Origin of the sequence: Streptomyces sp. A1136 (assembly GCF_004795055.1) — a bacterium.
GTDB lineage: Bacteria > Actinomycetota > Actinomycetes > Streptomycetales > Streptomycetaceae > Streptomyces.
The window spans coordinates 289,060-303,244 of the sequence record NZ_SSBJ01000003.1 but is presented as its reverse complement, the minus strand read 5'-3'; the positions used below and the strand labels follow the sequence as shown (position 1 = coordinate 303,244).

Annotated in this window: 16 protein-coding genes; 12 read left to right on the top strand and 4 right to left on the bottom strand. The window is 72.1% G+C overall.

What is annotated here, in order from left to right; translation table 11 throughout:
* Positions 1 to 46: 46 nt before the first annotated feature.
* Positions 47 to 475 (bottom strand): SRPBCC family protein, encoded by a 429-nt coding sequence (locus E6R62_RS04795; protein ID WP_136211653.1) that lies wholly within the window; start codon positions 473 to 475, stop codon positions 47 to 49.
* A 204-nt stretch (positions 476 to 679) separates the two neighbouring features.
* On the opposite strand from E6R62_RS04795, the gene E6R62_RS04790 reads away from it, so the two are divergent.
* Together E6R62_RS04790 and E6R62_RS04785 are read left to right on the top strand one after the other, a co-directional pair.
* Positions 680 to 1,639, top strand: coding sequence for a DMT family transporter (locus E6R62_RS04790; RefSeq protein ID WP_136211651.1), 960 nt, complete (start codon positions 680 to 682; stop codon positions 1,637 to 1,639).
* Between the two features lie 162 nt (positions 1,640 to 1,801).
* Positions 1,802 to 2,761, top strand: a complete 960-nt coding sequence (locus tag E6R62_RS04785) for a DMT family transporter (RefSeq protein WP_240801465.1) — start codon at positions 1,802 to 1,804, stop codon at positions 2,759 to 2,761.
* Here the strand turns inward: E6R62_RS04785 and E6R62_RS04780 are convergent.
* On the bottom strand, positions 2,743 to 3,468 hold the full coding sequence (locus tag E6R62_RS04780; protein ID WP_136211649.1) for a pyridoxamine 5'-phosphate oxidase family protein: 726 nt from the start codon (positions 3,466 to 3,468) through the stop codon (positions 2,743 to 2,745). The two genes, E6R62_RS04785 and E6R62_RS04780, sit on opposite strands and share 19 nt — an antisense overlap.
* 37 nt (positions 3,469 to 3,505) lie before the next feature.
* Between E6R62_RS04780 and E6R62_RS04775 the strand changes: the two genes are divergently transcribed.
* Positions 3,506 to 4,837 (top strand): aminotransferase class I/II-fold pyridoxal phosphate-dependent enzyme, encoded by a 1,332-nt coding sequence (locus E6R62_RS04775; RefSeq protein WP_136211647.1) that lies wholly within the window; start codon positions 3,506 to 3,508, stop codon positions 4,835 to 4,837.
* An 18-nt stretch (positions 4,838 to 4,855) separates the two neighbouring features.
* Here E6R62_RS04775 and E6R62_RS04770 read toward each other — a convergent pair whose 3' ends face one another.
* Entirely contained in the window at positions 4,856 to 5,815 is a 960-nt protein-coding gene (locus E6R62_RS04770) for a DMT family transporter (protein ID WP_136211645.1), read from the bottom strand.
* A 73-nt stretch (positions 5,816 to 5,888) separates the two neighbouring features.
* On the opposite strand from E6R62_RS04770, the gene E6R62_RS04765 reads away from it, so the two are divergent.
* A complete protein-coding gene (locus E6R62_RS04765; RefSeq protein WP_136211643.1) occupies positions 5,889 to 6,788 on the top strand; it encodes a LysR family transcriptional regulator in 900 nt (299 codons plus the stop codon).
* A gap of 28 nt (positions 6,789 to 6,816) precedes the next feature.
* Here E6R62_RS04765 and E6R62_RS04760 read toward each other — a convergent pair whose 3' ends face one another.
* Positions 6,817 to 7,275 carry a pyridoxamine 5'-phosphate oxidase family protein gene (locus E6R62_RS04760; RefSeq protein WP_136211641.1) on the bottom strand — a complete coding sequence of 153 codons (459 nt, stop codon included), beginning with the start codon at positions 7,273 to 7,275 and terminating at the stop codon, positions 6,817 to 6,819.
* Between the two features lie 75 nt (positions 7,276 to 7,350).
* On the opposite strand from E6R62_RS04760, the gene E6R62_RS04755 reads away from it, so the two are divergent.
* The 8 genes from E6R62_RS04755 to E6R62_RS04720 all read left to right on the top strand — a co-directional run bounded on the left by E6R62_RS04755 (position 7,351) and on the right by E6R62_RS04720 (position 14,099).
* The gene (locus tag E6R62_RS04755; RefSeq protein WP_136211639.1) at positions 7,351 to 7,977 is read left to right on the top strand and encodes a cysteine hydrolase; all 627 of its coding nucleotides are present in this window, start codon (positions 7,351 to 7,353) and stop codon (positions 7,975 to 7,977) included.
* An 18-nt stretch (positions 7,978 to 7,995) separates the two neighbouring features.
* Positions 7,996 to 8,841: a HipA family kinase gene (locus E6R62_RS04750; protein ID WP_206308644.1), complete on the top strand. Its 846-nt coding sequence runs from the start codon at positions 7,996 to 7,998 to the stop codon at positions 8,839 to 8,841.
* The gene (locus E6R62_RS04745) at positions 8,838 to 9,221 is read left to right on the top strand and encodes a DUF3037 domain-containing protein (RefSeq protein ID WP_136211637.1); all 384 of its coding nucleotides are present in this window, start codon (positions 8,838 to 8,840) and stop codon (positions 9,219 to 9,221) included. The genes E6R62_RS04750 and E6R62_RS04745 overlap by 4 nt, the downstream gene beginning before the upstream one ends.
* A gap of 154 nt (positions 9,222 to 9,375) precedes the next feature.
* Complete coding sequence (gene fabG / locus E6R62_RS04740) at positions 9,376 to 10,137, top strand: 3-oxoacyl-ACP reductase FabG (protein ID WP_136211635.1); 762 nt, start codon at positions 9,376 to 9,378, stop codon at positions 10,135 to 10,137.
* Between the two features lie 68 nt (positions 10,138 to 10,205).
* Positions 10,206 to 10,973 (top strand): SDR family oxidoreductase, encoded by a 768-nt coding sequence (locus tag E6R62_RS04735; protein WP_136211633.1) that lies wholly within the window; start codon positions 10,206 to 10,208, stop codon positions 10,971 to 10,973.
* A gap of 152 nt (positions 10,974 to 11,125) precedes the next feature.
* Positions 11,126 to 12,706: an ABC transporter substrate-binding protein gene (locus E6R62_RS04730; protein ID WP_136211631.1), complete on the top strand. Its 1,581-nt coding sequence runs from the start codon at positions 11,126 to 11,128 to the stop codon at positions 12,704 to 12,706.
* A gap of 114 nt (positions 12,707 to 12,820) precedes the next feature.
* Positions 12,821 to 13,489: a uracil-DNA glycosylase gene (locus tag E6R62_RS04725; RefSeq protein WP_136211700.1), complete on the top strand. Its 669-nt coding sequence runs from the start codon at positions 12,821 to 12,823 to the stop codon at positions 13,487 to 13,489.
* A gap of 97 nt (positions 13,490 to 13,586) precedes the next feature.
* Positions 13,587 to 14,099 (top strand): hypothetical protein, encoded by a 513-nt coding sequence (locus E6R62_RS04720; RefSeq protein WP_136211629.1) that lies wholly within the window; start codon positions 13,587 to 13,589, stop codon positions 14,097 to 14,099.
* Positions 14,100 to 14,185: the final 86 nt, after the last annotated feature.

The window sequence follows — 14,185 nt, the reverse complement described above, 5'->3', positions numbered from 1 at the left end:
GGCGGGCCGCGCGAGGCGTGCCTGTGCGGCGTGTCCGCGGGGACCGTCAGGCGACCAGTGCCGAGAGCCTGCGCAGCGACTCGTTCAGTGCGGCGGTCGCGGAGTCCTTGAGCTTGCCCGCCATCAGCGACACGGCGGCCCCGGTGAACTCGCCGTCGATGCGGACGGTGGTGGCGTCGCCGTCAGGGAGCAGGCTGTACCGGGTGAGGACGGCCACTCCCATCGGCCCCTTGCCGGTGATGGCGAAGAGGCGCTCGGCCTCCAGCTCCGAGACGGTCCACAGCACCTCGGCCGGGAAGCCCATCATCTTCATGTTCTCGGTGAAGGTGGAGCCGAGCGAGAGGGCCGCGGGGCCGCCCTTCGGGAAGTCGGTGTGGGTCGTGCTCCACTGGCCGTACGCGTCCCAGTCCGTCAGCTGCGCCCAGACCTTCGCGGCGGGCGCCTCGATGCGTGATTCCGCGGTGACTTCGGCCATGGGGCCACCCCTTCTCATCGGGTACGTGCGCGGAACGTAGCCCCGGCGGCCGGAACATTCAATACTGACGACCCGTCAGGAACGACCGCGTTCGCCGGCCCGGCCGGCGGCCCGCCCCGGGCCCGAAAGCGAGGCCGTTCCACGGTGCGTCTCAACAGGTGTCATCCGAGTGATACTCCTGTCCGGCCCTGCCATGATGACCCCATGCAAGCGTCAGGGAAGAACGCCGGACTGGGCCTCGCCCTCGTCTCGGCGTGTGCGTTCGGCGGTTCCGGGGTGGCGGCGAAGCCGCTGATCGAAGCGGGTCTGGACCCACTCCACATGGTGTGGCTCAGGGTGGCCGGCTCGGCCCTGGTGCTGTCCCCGCTGGCCTGGCGCCACCGCGACCTGATGCGGCGCAAACCCCTCCTGCTGGCTGGCTTCGGGCTCATAGCGGTCGCCGGTGTGCAGGCCTTCTACTTCGCCTCGCTCTCCCGCATCCCCGTCGGTGTGGCCCTGCTGCTGGAGTACCTGGGCCCGTGCCTGCTCCTCGGGTACATCCGCTTCGTGCAGCGCAAGCCGGTGACCCGGGCCGCCGCGCTCGGTGCGGGGGTCGCCGTCGTCGGACTGGCCTGCGTCGTGGAGATCTGGGCCGGGCTCAGCCTGGACCCGCTCGGCGTGCTGCTCGGCCTCGCGGCCGCCTGCTGCCAGGCCTGCTACTTCGTCTTCGCGGACCAGGGCAGCGACCAAGGCGCCGACGTACCCGACCCGCTCGGCGTCATCGCGTTCGGCATGCTCATCGGAACACTGGTCATGACCGCGGTCGCGCGTCCGTGGCGGATCGACTGGCGGGTACTCGCGGGCGACGCGGTCATGGGCGACACACCGGTGCCCGCGCCGGTGATGCTCGCCTTCGTGGTGCTGATCGCCACCGTGTTCGCGTACATGACGGGCGTCGTCTCCGTGCGCAAGTTGTCGCCGCAGGTCGCCGGGGTGGTGGCCTGCCTGGAGGCGGTCGTCGCGACCGTGCTCGCCTGGGTGCTCCTCGGGGAGCACCTCTCCACCTGGCAGACGCTGGGCGGCGCGCTCGTCCTGGGCGGGGCCTTCATCGCGCAGTCCTCCCGGCCCACCCCGCCGGCAGCGGCCGACCCGGCCGTGCTGGACCGCGAGACGACGAACGCATAGGCTGCGATCATGCCTTCGACCGCCGTGCTCCCGCCTCCCGCCGCCTAGCGCGGGCGGCCCACACGCACACAGTCCCGGCCCGGGAGCGACCCGGGCGGGATCGCGCTGCCCGCGAAGCGATGACCTGCCTTTCTCATCCTTCACGCATGCGCGGAGACACCTGTGTCGAACCATTCGCCCGCTGCCGGGCGCAGTCTGCTGTACCTCGTCGTCGCCGGAGCCGCCTGGGGCACCGCCGGGGCGGCCGCCTCCCTCCTCTTCCTCGCCAGTGACCTAGGCCCGCTCGCCCTGTCGTTCTGGCGGAGCGCGGGCGGCCTCGTGGTCCTGGCCGGGGTGCTCGCCGTACGCCGGCGTCCCGGTCCGACGCCCCGGCCCTCGGTCCGGTCACTGATCGGGACCGGCCTGATGTTCACCCTCTTCCAGGCCGCGTACTTCGGCGCCGTACGGGAGACGGGCCTGGCGGTGGGCACCGTGGTCACCCTGGGCGCCGGGCCCGTGCTGATCGCGCTCGGCGCCCGGTACTGGATGGGGGAGCGGCTCGGCCGGGGCGGAGCCGCCGCGGTCGGCGGGGCGCTGGCCGGCCTCGCCGTGCTGGTCCTGGGCAGCGGCGGCGGTGAGGTGCGGCCGCTCGGCGTCGGCTGGGCGCTGCTCTCGGCGGCGGGCTACGCGGGGATGACCCTGCGCGCCCGGTGGCTGGGGCAGCGCGGGGCGGGCGGGGACCCGCTGGTCACCACCGCCTGGTCGGTCGGGGTGGGCGCGGTGTGCCTGTTGCCCCTCGCCGTGGTGGAGGGGCTGCTCCCGCACACCGCCGAACCGGCCCGGGTGGGGTGGCTGCTGGTCTACGTCGCCGTGGTGCCGACGGCCCTCGCGTACGCCCTCTACTTCACCGGGGCCGCGGCGGTGCGGGCCGCGACGGTGTCCGTGATCATGCTGATCGAGCCGGTGAGCGCCGCGGTGATCGCCGTCCTGTTGCTCGGGGAGCGGCTGACCGGCGCCGTGGTGTTGGGCACCGTCCTGCTGCTGACGGCGGTCGGGGCGCTGATCGCCGCCGAGGGGCGACGGCCCGTGGGCGGGCCGGTCGAGGTCCGGCCCGCCCCGGTGGTTCAGAGCGTGGCGAGGTAGTCCGGGACGGCGATGCCGGGGGCCAGGTCGGCGGCCGGGACCGGGGCTCCGTACGCGGGGGCGACCGGGACCACGCCCGACCAGAAGGGCAGGTCCAGGTCCTCGGCGTCGTCGTTCGGGCCACCGGTGCGGAGCTTCGCCGAGACCTCGTCCAGGTCCAGGCGGATCACCGCCGTGGCCGCGAGTTCCCTGGTGTTGGCCGGGCGGGAGTCGGCGGAGCGGCCCGGGACGACGTGGTCGACCAGGGCGTCGAGCGCCATGCGGCGCTCTTCCTCGTCGGTGACCTGGTAGGCGGTGCCGTGCACGACGACGGAGCGGTAGTTGATGGAGTGGTGGAAGGCGGAGCGGGCCAGCACCAGGCCGTCGACGTGCGTGACGGTCACGCACACGGGCAGCCCCGGGTCGCTCGTGCCCGCGGCGAGCAGCGGGCGGGAGCCGGTCGAGCCGTGGAGGTACAGCCGCTCGCCCACGCGGCCGAAGAGCGTCGGCAGCACCACCGGGGCGCCGTCGCGGACGAAGCCGAGGTGGCAGACGTAGGCCTGGTCGAGTATCGAGTGGACCGTCTCGCGGTCGTAGCGCGCCCGCTCCTTGGACCGGGTCGGGACGGTGCGCGGGGTGGGCGCGTACGAGTCGGTCGGCGCGGCGTCCGTGGTCGCCGGGTCGGTCGTCGGCTGATCGGTCGGCTCGGTGACGGGCGTGACGCTCATGGTGCGAACTCCGTTGTACTAGTGCATAATAACGTTTGTGCTAGGAGAGTATCGGATCACAGGCCGTCGCGCATCGGACATCGCGGCCAGCGTCGAGGCGGGCATCGGAACGGGCGCGCTCGCGCCCGGGGCGCTACTGCCGCCCATGCGGGAGCTGGCGGGGGTGTTGGGGGTGAACCCCAACACCGTCGCCGCCGCCTACCGGACGCTGCGCGAGCGCGGGGTCATCGAGACGGACGGACGGCGCGGCAGCCGCGTCCGGGCCCGGCCCGCCAGCGCGCCGCGCGACGAACTGCGGGCGGTGGTCCCGGAGGGCGCGCGGGACGTGGCCTCGGGCAACCCCGACGTGTCGCTGCTGCCGGCGCTGGACGGGGCCCTCGCCGCCGCGGCCGACCGGTACGCGAAGGCGCCGACCCTCTACGGGGAGGACCCGGTGGCGCCGGAGCTCGCCCGCCTGGCCAGGGCCGGCCTGGACGCCGACGGAGTGCCGCCCGGCGCCATGGCGGTGACCTCGGGCGCGCTGGACGGCGTGGAGCGGGTGCTGGCCGCGCACTTGCGGCCCGGGGACGCGGTGGCGGTGGAGGACCCGGGCTGGGGGAGCGTGTTGGACCTCGCGGCCGCCCTCGGCCTGCGGGTGCTGCCGGTGGACGTGGACGACGAGGGCCCGCGACCGGAGGCGGTGTCGCGGGCGCTGGCCGCGGGCGCCCGGGCACTGGTGGTGACCTCGCGCGCGCAGAACCCCACGGGCGCCGCGGTCGGCGGGGCGCGGGCCGCGGAGCTGCGCGAACTGCTGGGCCGCCACCCCGAAGTGCTGGTGGTGGACGACGACCACGGGCACGGCATCGTGGACCTGCCGTTGCACTGCCTGGGCGGGGTGACCCGGCACTGGGCGCTGATCCGCTCGACGGCCAAGGCCTACGGGCCGGACCTGCGGCTCGCGGTGCTCACCGGCGACGCGGTGACGATGGACCGGGTGCGGGGCAGGCAGCGGCTGGGGCCGGGGTGGGTGAGCCGGCTGCTCCAGTTCGCGGTGGTCGAGCTGTGGGCTTCCGGCGCGGTGGACCCGGCGGCGGTGGCCCGGTCCTACGGCGAGCGGCGGGACGGACTGGTCGCGGCGCTCGCGGAGCGCGGGGTGCCGGCGCGGGGACGGAGCGGGATGAACGTGTGGGTGCCCGTCGCCGACGAGACGGGGACGGTGACGCGGCTGCTGGGCTCCGGGTGGGCCGTCGCGCCGGGGGCCCGGTTCCGGGTGGACAGCGGCCCGGGGGTGCGGGTGACGGTGTCCGCGGTGGCGCCGGCCGAACTGCCCGGCCTCGCGGACGCGGTGGCCGCCGCGGTGCGGCCGGTGGCGGGGGGCCGGTTCGGCTGACCGGCCCCCCGCGCGGGGTCAGGCGGCCCGGCGGACGGCGGGCCGGGCCTGGGTGAGCGCGGCGCCCGCGAGGACGATCACCGCGCCCACCGGGGTGTTCCAGTGGAGTTGCTCGCCGAGGACCAGCACGCCCGCCGTCGTGGCGATGACCGGGACGAAGTACGTGACCATCTGCGCGGTGGTCGGGCCGATCTCCGACACCAGGCCGTACTGCATCTGCAGGGCCGTGCCCGTCCCGAGCGCGCCCAGGGCGATCACCGCGAGGGTGGGCCAGAGCGGCAGGCCGGTGGGCGCCGAGGTGAACAGCGCGCTGACCAGGAGCAATTGGAGCGTGGAGAGGATGAGTTGGGCTCCGGTCATGGCCACCGGCGAGCCCGGAACGCCCGCCAGGGTGCGACGTACGTAGATCCAGCCGATCGGGTAGCAGAGCGAGGCCAGCAGCGCGAGTACGGCACCCTTGGCGTCGACCCCGGAGAAGCCCTGCCAGGCGCCGAGCACCGTCAGGACCCCGAGGAAGCCCAACCCGAGCCCCGCGAAGCGGCGACGGGTCGGGCGGTCCTCGGACAGCGCGACCAGCGAGAGCACCATGCCCCACAGCGGTGAGGTGGCGTTGCAGATGCCCGCCAGGCCGGAGGGGATGCTCTGCTCGGCGAAGGCGAAGAGGGAGAACGGCGCGGTGTTGAGCAGCAGCGCGCTCACGCTCAGGTGGGCCCAGGTGCGCCGACCGCGGGGGAGGCGCTCGCGGCGGACCAGCAACACGGCGAGCAGGGTGAGCGCCCCGGACGCGACCCGTCCGAGGGCGACCTGGAACGGGGCGAAGCCCTCCGTGCCGACCTTGATCAGTAGGAAGCTGAAGCCCCAGATCACCGAGAGGATGACGAACCGCACGCGCCAGTCGAGGGCGCTGCGGCGGGTGGGGGGGACGGTGTCGGTCGTGGCGTTCGTCGGGACGGACCGGGCGGTGGCGGGTGCGCTCATAGGGTCACTGTGGTAGGTGCGAAGGATTAGAACAAGCGATAATTACTCGGTGTAACGTCGTAGCATTGCTTACATGTTGAATCTTGAGCGCCTGCGCACCCTCGATGCCCTCGCCCGCCACGGTTCGGTGAGCGGCGCGGCGGACGGCCTGCACGTCACCACCTCCGCCGTCTCCCAGCAGATGGCCAAGCTGGAGCGGGAGGTCGGGCAGCCCCTGCTGACCAAGAACGGCCGCGGGGTCCGACTCACCGACGCGGGACGGCTGCTGGCCGGTCACGCCGCGCGGATCATCTCGCAGGTGGAGCTCGCGCAGGCCGACGTCGAGGCCCGGCGCGGGTGCGCGGTCGGGGAGCTGGGCATCGGCGCCTTCCCGACGGCGATGCGCGGTCTGCTGCCGTCCGCCCTGTCCGCGCTGCGCGTCGACCACCCCGAACTGCGACCGAGGGTCCGGGAGCAGGAGCCCGAGGAGGCGATGGCGGCCGTGGTGCGCGGTGATCTCGACCTGGCGCTGGCCATCGACTGGTACAACAAGCGGATGCCGGTACCGGCCGAACTGACCCGGGCGCACCTGCTCGACGATTCCTGCGACGTCGCCGTCCCGGCCGGGCACAGGCTGGCCGGGCGGAGCGAGGTCTCCCTCGCGGAGTTCGCCGCCGACGAGTGGATCTCCTGGAACGAGGGCCAGTTCTGCCACGAGTGGCTGGTGTTCACCCTGCGCGACATGGGCATCGAGCCCCGCGTGGCGCACATCGCCGAGGAGCACCACACTCAACTGGCCTTCGTGGAAGCCGGTCTCGGGGTGTGCGTGACACCGCGGCTCGGGCGCGGGCCGATGCCGGAGGGGGTCCGGCTGCTGCCCGTCCGCGACGCCGTCCAGCGCCACGTCTACGTCGTCTGGCGGGCCGACGCCGACCGGCGGCCCTCGATCCGGGCCGCCGTCGAGGCCCTGCGGGCGGCCGCCCTCGGTCTCTGAGCGCCACCGGCCCGCGTACCCTCGCCGCCTACAGCTTGCGGAAGTCCCAGGAGACGACCGAGTCGGGGGTCAGGCGGATCCAGGCGTGCCGGCCGTCGTGCGGCATCTCCGCGATGCCGAAGTTCTTGACCGGGAACAGCCGCTCCGGCACGGCCAGTTCCGGACAGTGCGCGCCGGTGCGGGGAGCCTCGCCCACGAAGACGGCGTTGCCCGAGAGCTCGACCCCGCGCAGCTCGTCGTAGGCCTCGCCCGCGTCCACGACCACCGAGATCCGCGGGTCCTCGCGCAGGTCCGACCAGCGGCGACTGCGCGTGATCGAGTACAGCCACAGCGACCGGCCGTCCCAGACGAACCACAGGGCGCCCACGTGTGGGCGTCCGTCGCGGGAGACCGTGGCCACCCGGCAGGTGCGCTGCTCGCGCAGGAAGGCGTCCACCTCCTCGTCGGTCATCATGATGCGCCGGCCCCGCCGCTGTGTTGCGTCCACGCGTCCCACACCCTTCACATCTGACTGTGTGTCAGGAATCATGCGTGCTCTTCGGCCGTCACGCCAGGGGGAGCCATGCCGGAACCCGCGCCCGCACCCGATGTCGCCACCACCGCACTCCTCACCGTCGAATGCCAAAACGGCGTGGTCGGGGACGAGAGCGCCCTGCCCGAACTGGCGCGAGAGGCCAGGGACTCGGGGATGCTGGACCGGGTGGCCGCCCTGGTGGCCGCCGCGCACCGGGCCGGCGTACAGGTGCTGCACGCGGTCGCCGAACGGCGGCCGGACGGCCTGGGGGGAAACACCAACGCCCGGCTCTTCCGCGCCGCCGGGAGACTGCCGGTGCGCCAGCTGTCAGGAACGCGGGCGGTACGGGTGGCCCCGCCCATCGAGGTCGCCGAGCGGGACCTGATCGTGCGCCGCCTCCACGGCCTGTCGCCGATGGCCGGAACCGACCTCGACCCCCTGCTGCGCAACCTGGGCGTCCGCACGCTGGTCGTCACCGGGGTCTCGTCCAACATCGCCATCCCCAACACCGTCTTCGACGCGGTGAACCTCGGCTACCGGGTCGTGGTGCCCGCGGACGCCGTCTGCGGGGTGCCCGCCGCCTACACGGACGAGGTGATCCGCCACTCCCTCTCCCTCGTCGCGGCCGTCACCACCACCGAGGCGCTGCTAAAGGGGTGGGACCCCGCACGCTGACCCCCGTAACCTGGGCGGATGCTGTCCGAAGTGATCGCGACCCGTTACGTCACGCCCCTGCGTGAGGGCGGCTCGCTCCCGGGGATCGTCGAGGCCGACGACCTCGGGACCTACGTCATGAAATTCACCGGAGCCGGTCAGGGGCGCAAGACCCTGGTCGCCGAGGTCGTCTGCGGGCTCCTGGCCCAGCGGCTGGGGTTGCGGGTCCCGAGGCTGGTGCGGATGCAGCTGGACCCCGTCATCGGGCTGGGCGAGCCGGACCAGGAGGTGCAGGAGCTGCTCAAGGCCAGCGGCGGACTCAACCTCGGCATGGACTACCTGCCCGGCTCGATCGGCTTCGACCCGCTCGCGTACCAGGTGGACCCGGTCGAGGCGGGACGCGTGGTCTGGTTCGACGCCCTGATCAACAACGTCGACCGGTCCTGGCGCAACCCCAACATGCTGGTCTGGCACGGGGACGTCTGGCTCATCGACCACGGCGCCACCATGATCTGGCACCACAACTGGCCCACCGCCGAGAGCGCCGCCGCCAAGCCCTACAACGCCTCCGACCACGTGCTGGCGCCCTTCGGCCCGGACATCGCGGCCGCCGCCGAGGCGCTCGCGCCCCTGGTCACGCGGGAACTGCTCACCGAGGTCGCCTCCGACGTCCCCGACGAGTGGCTGGTGGACGAGCCCGGCTTCGACTCGACCGACGAGCTCCGCCTGGCCTATGTGGAGGCGTTGCTGACGCGCGCGGCCACCATCCACGAGAGGATCTCGATGGAGGCAGAGGTCAAGGCCCCGTCCAAGCCGCCGGGCTGGCTGACCGACCACCTGCCCGAATGGCCCCACCAGACCAAGAAGAAGAGCGACAGCGAGTGATCAAGCGGGACGTGTTCGAGTACGCGCTGGTGCGTGTGGTGCCCCGCGTGGAGCGCGGCGAGTGTTTCAACGCCGGCGTGATCGTGTACTGCCGGGCGAAGTCCTACGTCGCCGCGCGCACCCACCTCGACGAGGCCAAGCTCCGCGCCTTGGACCCCGGCGCCGACGTTGCGGGGGTGCGGGCCGCCCTGCACGCCGTCGAGGGGCTGTGCCGGGGCGGCGAGCGCGCAGGTCAGGCGGCGGGTGACGATCCCGGGCGCCGGTTCCGGTGGCTGATCGCGCCGCGCAGCACCGTCGTGCAGCCGGGCCCCGTCCACACGGGACTGACCGCCGACCCGGAGGCCGAGGTGGAGCGGCTGCTCGGCCTGTTGGTGCGCTGACCCGGAGGAAGATCCGTACGACCTGGGGCCCTGGGGCCCGGTGCCGTTGACACCGGGTGCCAGGGCTCCTAGCGTCTCCTCAGCTGAAGCTACTAAGCGGTTGCTCACCCGTGGGGGACCGCTCCAGAGGATTCCGAGCGCGAGGAGACCCAGCATGTCCACCACCGAGCAGCGTGTAGCGATCGTGACCGGGGCGGCCCGGGGCATCGGCGCGGCCACCGCCGTGCGCCTGGCAGCCGAGGGCCGTGCGGTCGCCGTGCTGGACCTCGACGAGGCCGCCTGCAAGGACACCGTCGAGGCGATCACGGCGGCGGGCGGCACGGCCCTCGCGGTCGGCTGCGACGTCTCGGACAGCGCGCAGGTGGAGGCCGCGGTCGAGCGCGTCGCGAGCACGCTGGGCGCCCCGACCATCCTCGTCAACAACGCGGGTGTGCTCCGGGACAACCTGCTCTTCAAGATGAGCGACAGCGACTGGGACACCGTCATGAACGTGCACCTGCGCGGGGCGTTCCTGATGGCCCGGGCCTGTCAGAAGCACATGGTGGAGGCCAAGTTCGGCCGTGTCGTCAACCTGTCCAGCAGCTCGGCGCTGGGCAACCGCGGCCAGGCCAACTACTCCGCCGCCAAGGCCGGTCTCCAGGGCTTCACCAAGACGCTGGCGGTCGAGCTCGGCAAGTTCGGCGTCACCGCCAACGCCGTCGCCCCCGGTTTCATCGTCACCGAGATGACCGCCCAGACCGCCGCCCGCGTCGGCATGGGCTTCGAGGAGTTCCAGGCCGCCGCCGCCACCCAGATCCCGGTGCAGCGCGTGGGTCGCCCCGACGACATCGCGGGCGCCATCGCCTTCTTCACCGGCGACGCCGCCGGCTTCGTCTCCGGCCAGGTCCTGTACGTGGCCGGCGGCCCGCTCGACTGAACGCACGGGAGCGACACGAGGCACGGCAACCGACGCGGGGCACCGCAACCGAGAAGAGGCACGGCGCAATGACGACGGCACACGAAGGAACGGACAGCGGCAAGGTCGCGCTGATCACCGGGGCGAGCCGGGGCATCGGCTACGGCATCGCCGAGGCGCTGGTCGCCCGCGGCGACCGGGTCTGCATCACCGGACGCAACGAGGACGCCCTGAAGGAGGCCGTGGAGGCCCTCGGGGCGGACCGGGTGATCGGCGTCCCCGGCAAGGCGCACGACGAGGCCCACCAGGCCCTCGCCGTGGAGCGCACGATGGAAGCCTTCGGGCGGGTGGACTTCCTGGTCAACAACGCGGGAACCAATCCCGTCTTCGGGCCGATCGCGGACCTCGACCTCGGTGTGGCGCGCAAGGTCTTCGAGACGAACGTGATCTCGGCACTGGGCTTCGCCCAGCGCACCTGGCACGCCTGGCAGAAGGACAACGGCGGCGCGATCGTGAACATCGCCTCCATCGCCGGGATCTCCGCCTCGCCCTTCATCGGCGCGTACGGGATGAGCAAGGCCGCCATGGTCAACCTCACCCTCCAGCTCGCGCACGAGATGGCGCCGGGGGTCCGGGTCAACGCGATCGCCCCGGCGGTGGTCAAGACCAAATTCGCGCAGGCCCTGTACGAGGGCCGCGAGCAGGAGGCGTCGGCCGCCTATCCGCTCGGTCGGCTCGGTGTCCCCGAGGACATCGGAGGGGCGGCGGCGTTTCTTACATCTGCACAAGCGGAATGGATCACGGGACAAACTCTCGTCGTCGACGGAGGAATGTTTCTCAATGCCGGAGTGCACTGACCGATAACCGGACGCATTTGCCTCCAAAAGGGAGGCAAATGCGTACCTAATGTGCATGAAATCGGTCAAGTGCCTCACCAAACCTGCCCATTGGATTTGTGAGGCACTGCGGTAGGGTCTGCCGCACCCCTGGCTGATCGAGGAGCGTGCACGTGTTCAACCGGACCAGATGCCTGCAGATCACTGCAGCCCTTGCGTCCATATCCCTGCTCGCCGGATGCGGTCTGCTTTCCGATGACAGCGGTGCCGACAACAAGCCGATCGTGGTCGGTACGACGAGCAAGCCGAGCACCCTCGACCCCGCGGCGGCCTGGGACGGCTCCTGGGAGCTGTACCGGAACATCTACCAGACCCTGCTGGCCTTCCCCACCGGCAGCACCAAGCCCGAGCCGGACGCCGCGCAGGGGTGCGAGTTCACCGACTCCGCGAACGAGTCCTACCGCTGCACGCTGCGCAAGGGACTGAAGTTCTCCAACGGCGAGGCGCTCGACGCCAAGGCCGTCAAGCACTCCCTGGACCGCATCCAGACGATCGCCGCCAAGACCGGCCCGAAAGACCTGTTCGGCAGCCTGGACAAGATCGAGACACCTGACCCGCTGACCGTCGTCTTCCACCTGAAGACCCCCGACGCGACCTTCCCGTACGTCCTCGGCTCGCCCGCCGCCTCGCTGGTGCCGCCCGGCGAGTACCCCGCCGACAAGATCCGCAAGGACGGCAAGACCACCGGTTCCGGCCCCTACGTCCTGACGTCGTACAAGGACGGGGAAGCCGTACTCGGCCGCAACGACGGCTACGTGGGCTTCGCGAACCGGCGCAACGACTCCGTGACCATCCGCTACTTCACGGACTCCAAGAAGATGGTCACCGCGCTCAAGGACAAGGAGATCGACGCCACCTACCGAGGCCTGTCCGCCGCGGAGATCAAGGACCTCCAGACCCCCGCCTCGCACGACAAGGGCGTCCAGGTCGTCGACAACGTCGGCTCCGAGATCCGCTACCTGGTCTTCAACCCCAAGGACCCGCAGGTCGCCAAGCCGGCCGTGCGCCAGGCGATCGCCCAGACCATCGACCGCGGCGCCCTCGTCAGCAAGGTCTACCAGGGCACGGCGGAGCCGCTGTACTCGATGGTCCCCAAGGGCGTCCTGGGTCACAAGACGCCGTTCTACGACATGTACGGTCAGCCCAGCGTCGACAAGGCCAGGAAGACGCTCCGGGACGCGGGGATCACCCAGCCCGTGGAGCTGACCTTCTGGTACACCACCGACCGCTACGGCTCCTCCACGGCGGACGAGTTCACCGAACTCAAGCGTCAGCTGGACGAGAGCGGTCTCTTCAGGATCACCCTGCGCAGCAAGCCCTGGGTCGAGTTCCAGGACGGCTACAAGAACGGCGAGTTCCCGGTCTTCGGGCGAGGCTGGTTCCCCGACTTCCCCGACCCGGACAACTTCATCGCGCCGTTCGTCGGCAAGGAGAACGCGGTCGGCACGCCGTACGAGCCGGCCGACATCCTGAACGACCTGCTGCCCAAGTCCCGGCGCGAGAGCGACCGCTCGGCGGGCGTCAAGGAGTTCGAGCAGGCCCAGCAGACCTTCGCCCAGGACGTTCGCCTGCTGCCCCTGTGGCAGGGCAAGCTGTACGTGGCCGCGCGCGAGGACGTCGCCGGCGCCGAGCGCGCGCTGGACCCGCAGACGGTCATGCAGATGTGGGAGCTGTACCGCAAGACCAGCTGGTAGCCGCGCTCCCGGCCACGGGCGGATGAGGCGTTGTCAGTGCCTGCGGGTAGGTTCGGGTCAAGTCGCACCAAGCAGTTGCACGGACCTGTACCGGAGGATGTAGACGTGAGCCAGATGCTGCCCGAGTCCTGGCTCCCCGCGATCGGCGGGGAGCTGGACCAGCCCTACTTCAAAGAGCTCCTGGAGTTCGTCGAGAAGGAGCGGGCCAACGGGCCGGTCTACCCGCCCCACGAGCAGGTCTTCGCGGCCCTGGACGCCACGCCGTTCGACAAGGTGAAGGTACTGGTCCTCGGCCAGGACCCCTACCACGGCGCGGGCCAGGGCCACGGCCTGTGCTTCTCCGTGCGGCCCGGGGTCAAGACCCCGCCCTCGCTGCGCAACATCTACAAGGAGATGAAGGAGGAGCTCGGCCTCCCCATCCCCGACAACGGGTACCTGATGCCCTGGGCCCGGCAGGGCGTCCTGCTGCTCAACGCGGTGCTCACCGTCCGGGAGGCCGAGCCCAACTCCCACAAGGGCAAGGGCTGGGAGAAGTTCACCGACGCGGTGATCCGTGCCGTGTCCGCCCGCCCCGACCCCGTCGTCTTCGTCCTCTGGGGCGCCTACGCCCAGAAGAAGATCCCGCTGATCGACGAGGAACGGCACGTGATCGTCAAGGGGGCCCACCCCTCCCCGCTGTCGGCCAAGAAGTTCTTCGGCTCCCGGCCCTTCACCCAGATCAACGAGGCCGTCGCCGCCCAGGGGCATGAGCCGATCGACTGGCGCATCCCGGACCTGGGCTGACGCCACACCGCGCCGCCTCGGTGCCTGAGCCGGTTGCTCCGGTTAGCGTCGTGAGGATCGGACCGGGGCAGGTCCGGCGGAGCAGGCGGAGGTCGCTTTGACGGAGCAGCGGGAGGCGTCGGAGGACGCCGTCATGACCAGGATCGGCCAGGCGGTCATCCTGCTGCACGCCGGCGACCGCGAGGAGGCCCGCAACCGGCTCGGCGAGATCTGGTCCGAGATCGGGGAGGGCGGCGACCTGCTCCACCGCTGCACCCTCGCGCACTACATGGCCGACGCCCAGGACGACCCCGCCGACGAACTGGCGTGGGACCTGCTGGCCCTGAGCGCCGCCGAGGGGATCGCGGACGGACCGCCCGCGCGGCGGGAGCCGCGTCAGGCGGTCCGGGTGTTCTACCCGTCGCTGCACCTGAGCCTGGCCGCCGACTACGTGAAGCTGCGCCGCCCCGAGGCGGCCCGGGCCCACCTCGCGCGGGCCCGGGCCGCCACGTCGGCCTTGGCCGACGACGGCTACGGCAACGGGGTACGGGCCGCCATCGCCCGGCTGGAGCGGCGGCTCGACGGGGATCGGGGCGGCCGGGCCGGGCCGTTCCCCGAGCAGGGCCCGTAGCCCCGTGGCCGGCTGCCCCGAGCCCCGCGGCCCCCGAGCCCCGCGGCCCCCGTGGCCGCGGCCCCGGTAGCCGCGGGCGGGGCGAC

Excerpts from the sequence above, each read along its gene's own strand:
- E6R62_RS04780 (WP_136211649.1), bottom strand. The coding sequence starts at position 3,468 with ATGAGCGTCACGCCCGTCACCGAGCCGACCGATCAGCCGACGACCGAC.
- E6R62_RS04795 (WP_136211653.1), bottom strand. The coding sequence starts at position 475 with ATGGCCGAAGTCACCGCGGAATCACGCATCGAGGCGCCCGCCGCGAAG.
- fabG (WP_136211635.1), top strand. The coding sequence starts at position 9,376 with ATGTCCACCACCGAGCAGCGTGTAGCGATCGTGACCGGGGCGGCCCGG.
- E6R62_RS04755 (WP_136211639.1), top strand. The coding sequence starts at position 7,351 with ATGCCGGAACCCGCGCCCGCACCCGATGTCGCCACCACCGCACTCCTC.
- E6R62_RS04750 (WP_206308644.1), top strand. The coding sequence starts at position 7,996 with ATGCTGTCCGAAGTGATCGCGACCCGTTACGTCACGCCCCTGCGTGAG.
- E6R62_RS04735 (WP_136211633.1), top strand. The coding sequence starts at position 10,206 with ATGACGACGGCACACGAAGGAACGGACAGCGGCAAGGTCGCGCTGATC.
- E6R62_RS04790 (WP_136211651.1), top strand. The coding sequence starts at position 680 with ATGCAAGCGTCAGGGAAGAACGCCGGACTGGGCCTCGCCCTCGTCTCG.
- E6R62_RS04770 (WP_136211645.1), bottom strand. The coding sequence starts at position 5,815 with ATGAGCGCACCCGCCACCGCCCGGTCCGTCCCGACGAACGCCACGACC.
- E6R62_RS04765 (WP_136211643.1), top strand. The coding sequence starts at position 5,889 with ATGTTGAATCTTGAGCGCCTGCGCACCCTCGATGCCCTCGCCCGCCAC.
- E6R62_RS04725 (WP_136211700.1), top strand. The coding sequence starts at position 12,821 with ATGCTGCCCGAGTCCTGGCTCCCCGCGATCGGCGGGGAGCTGGACCAG.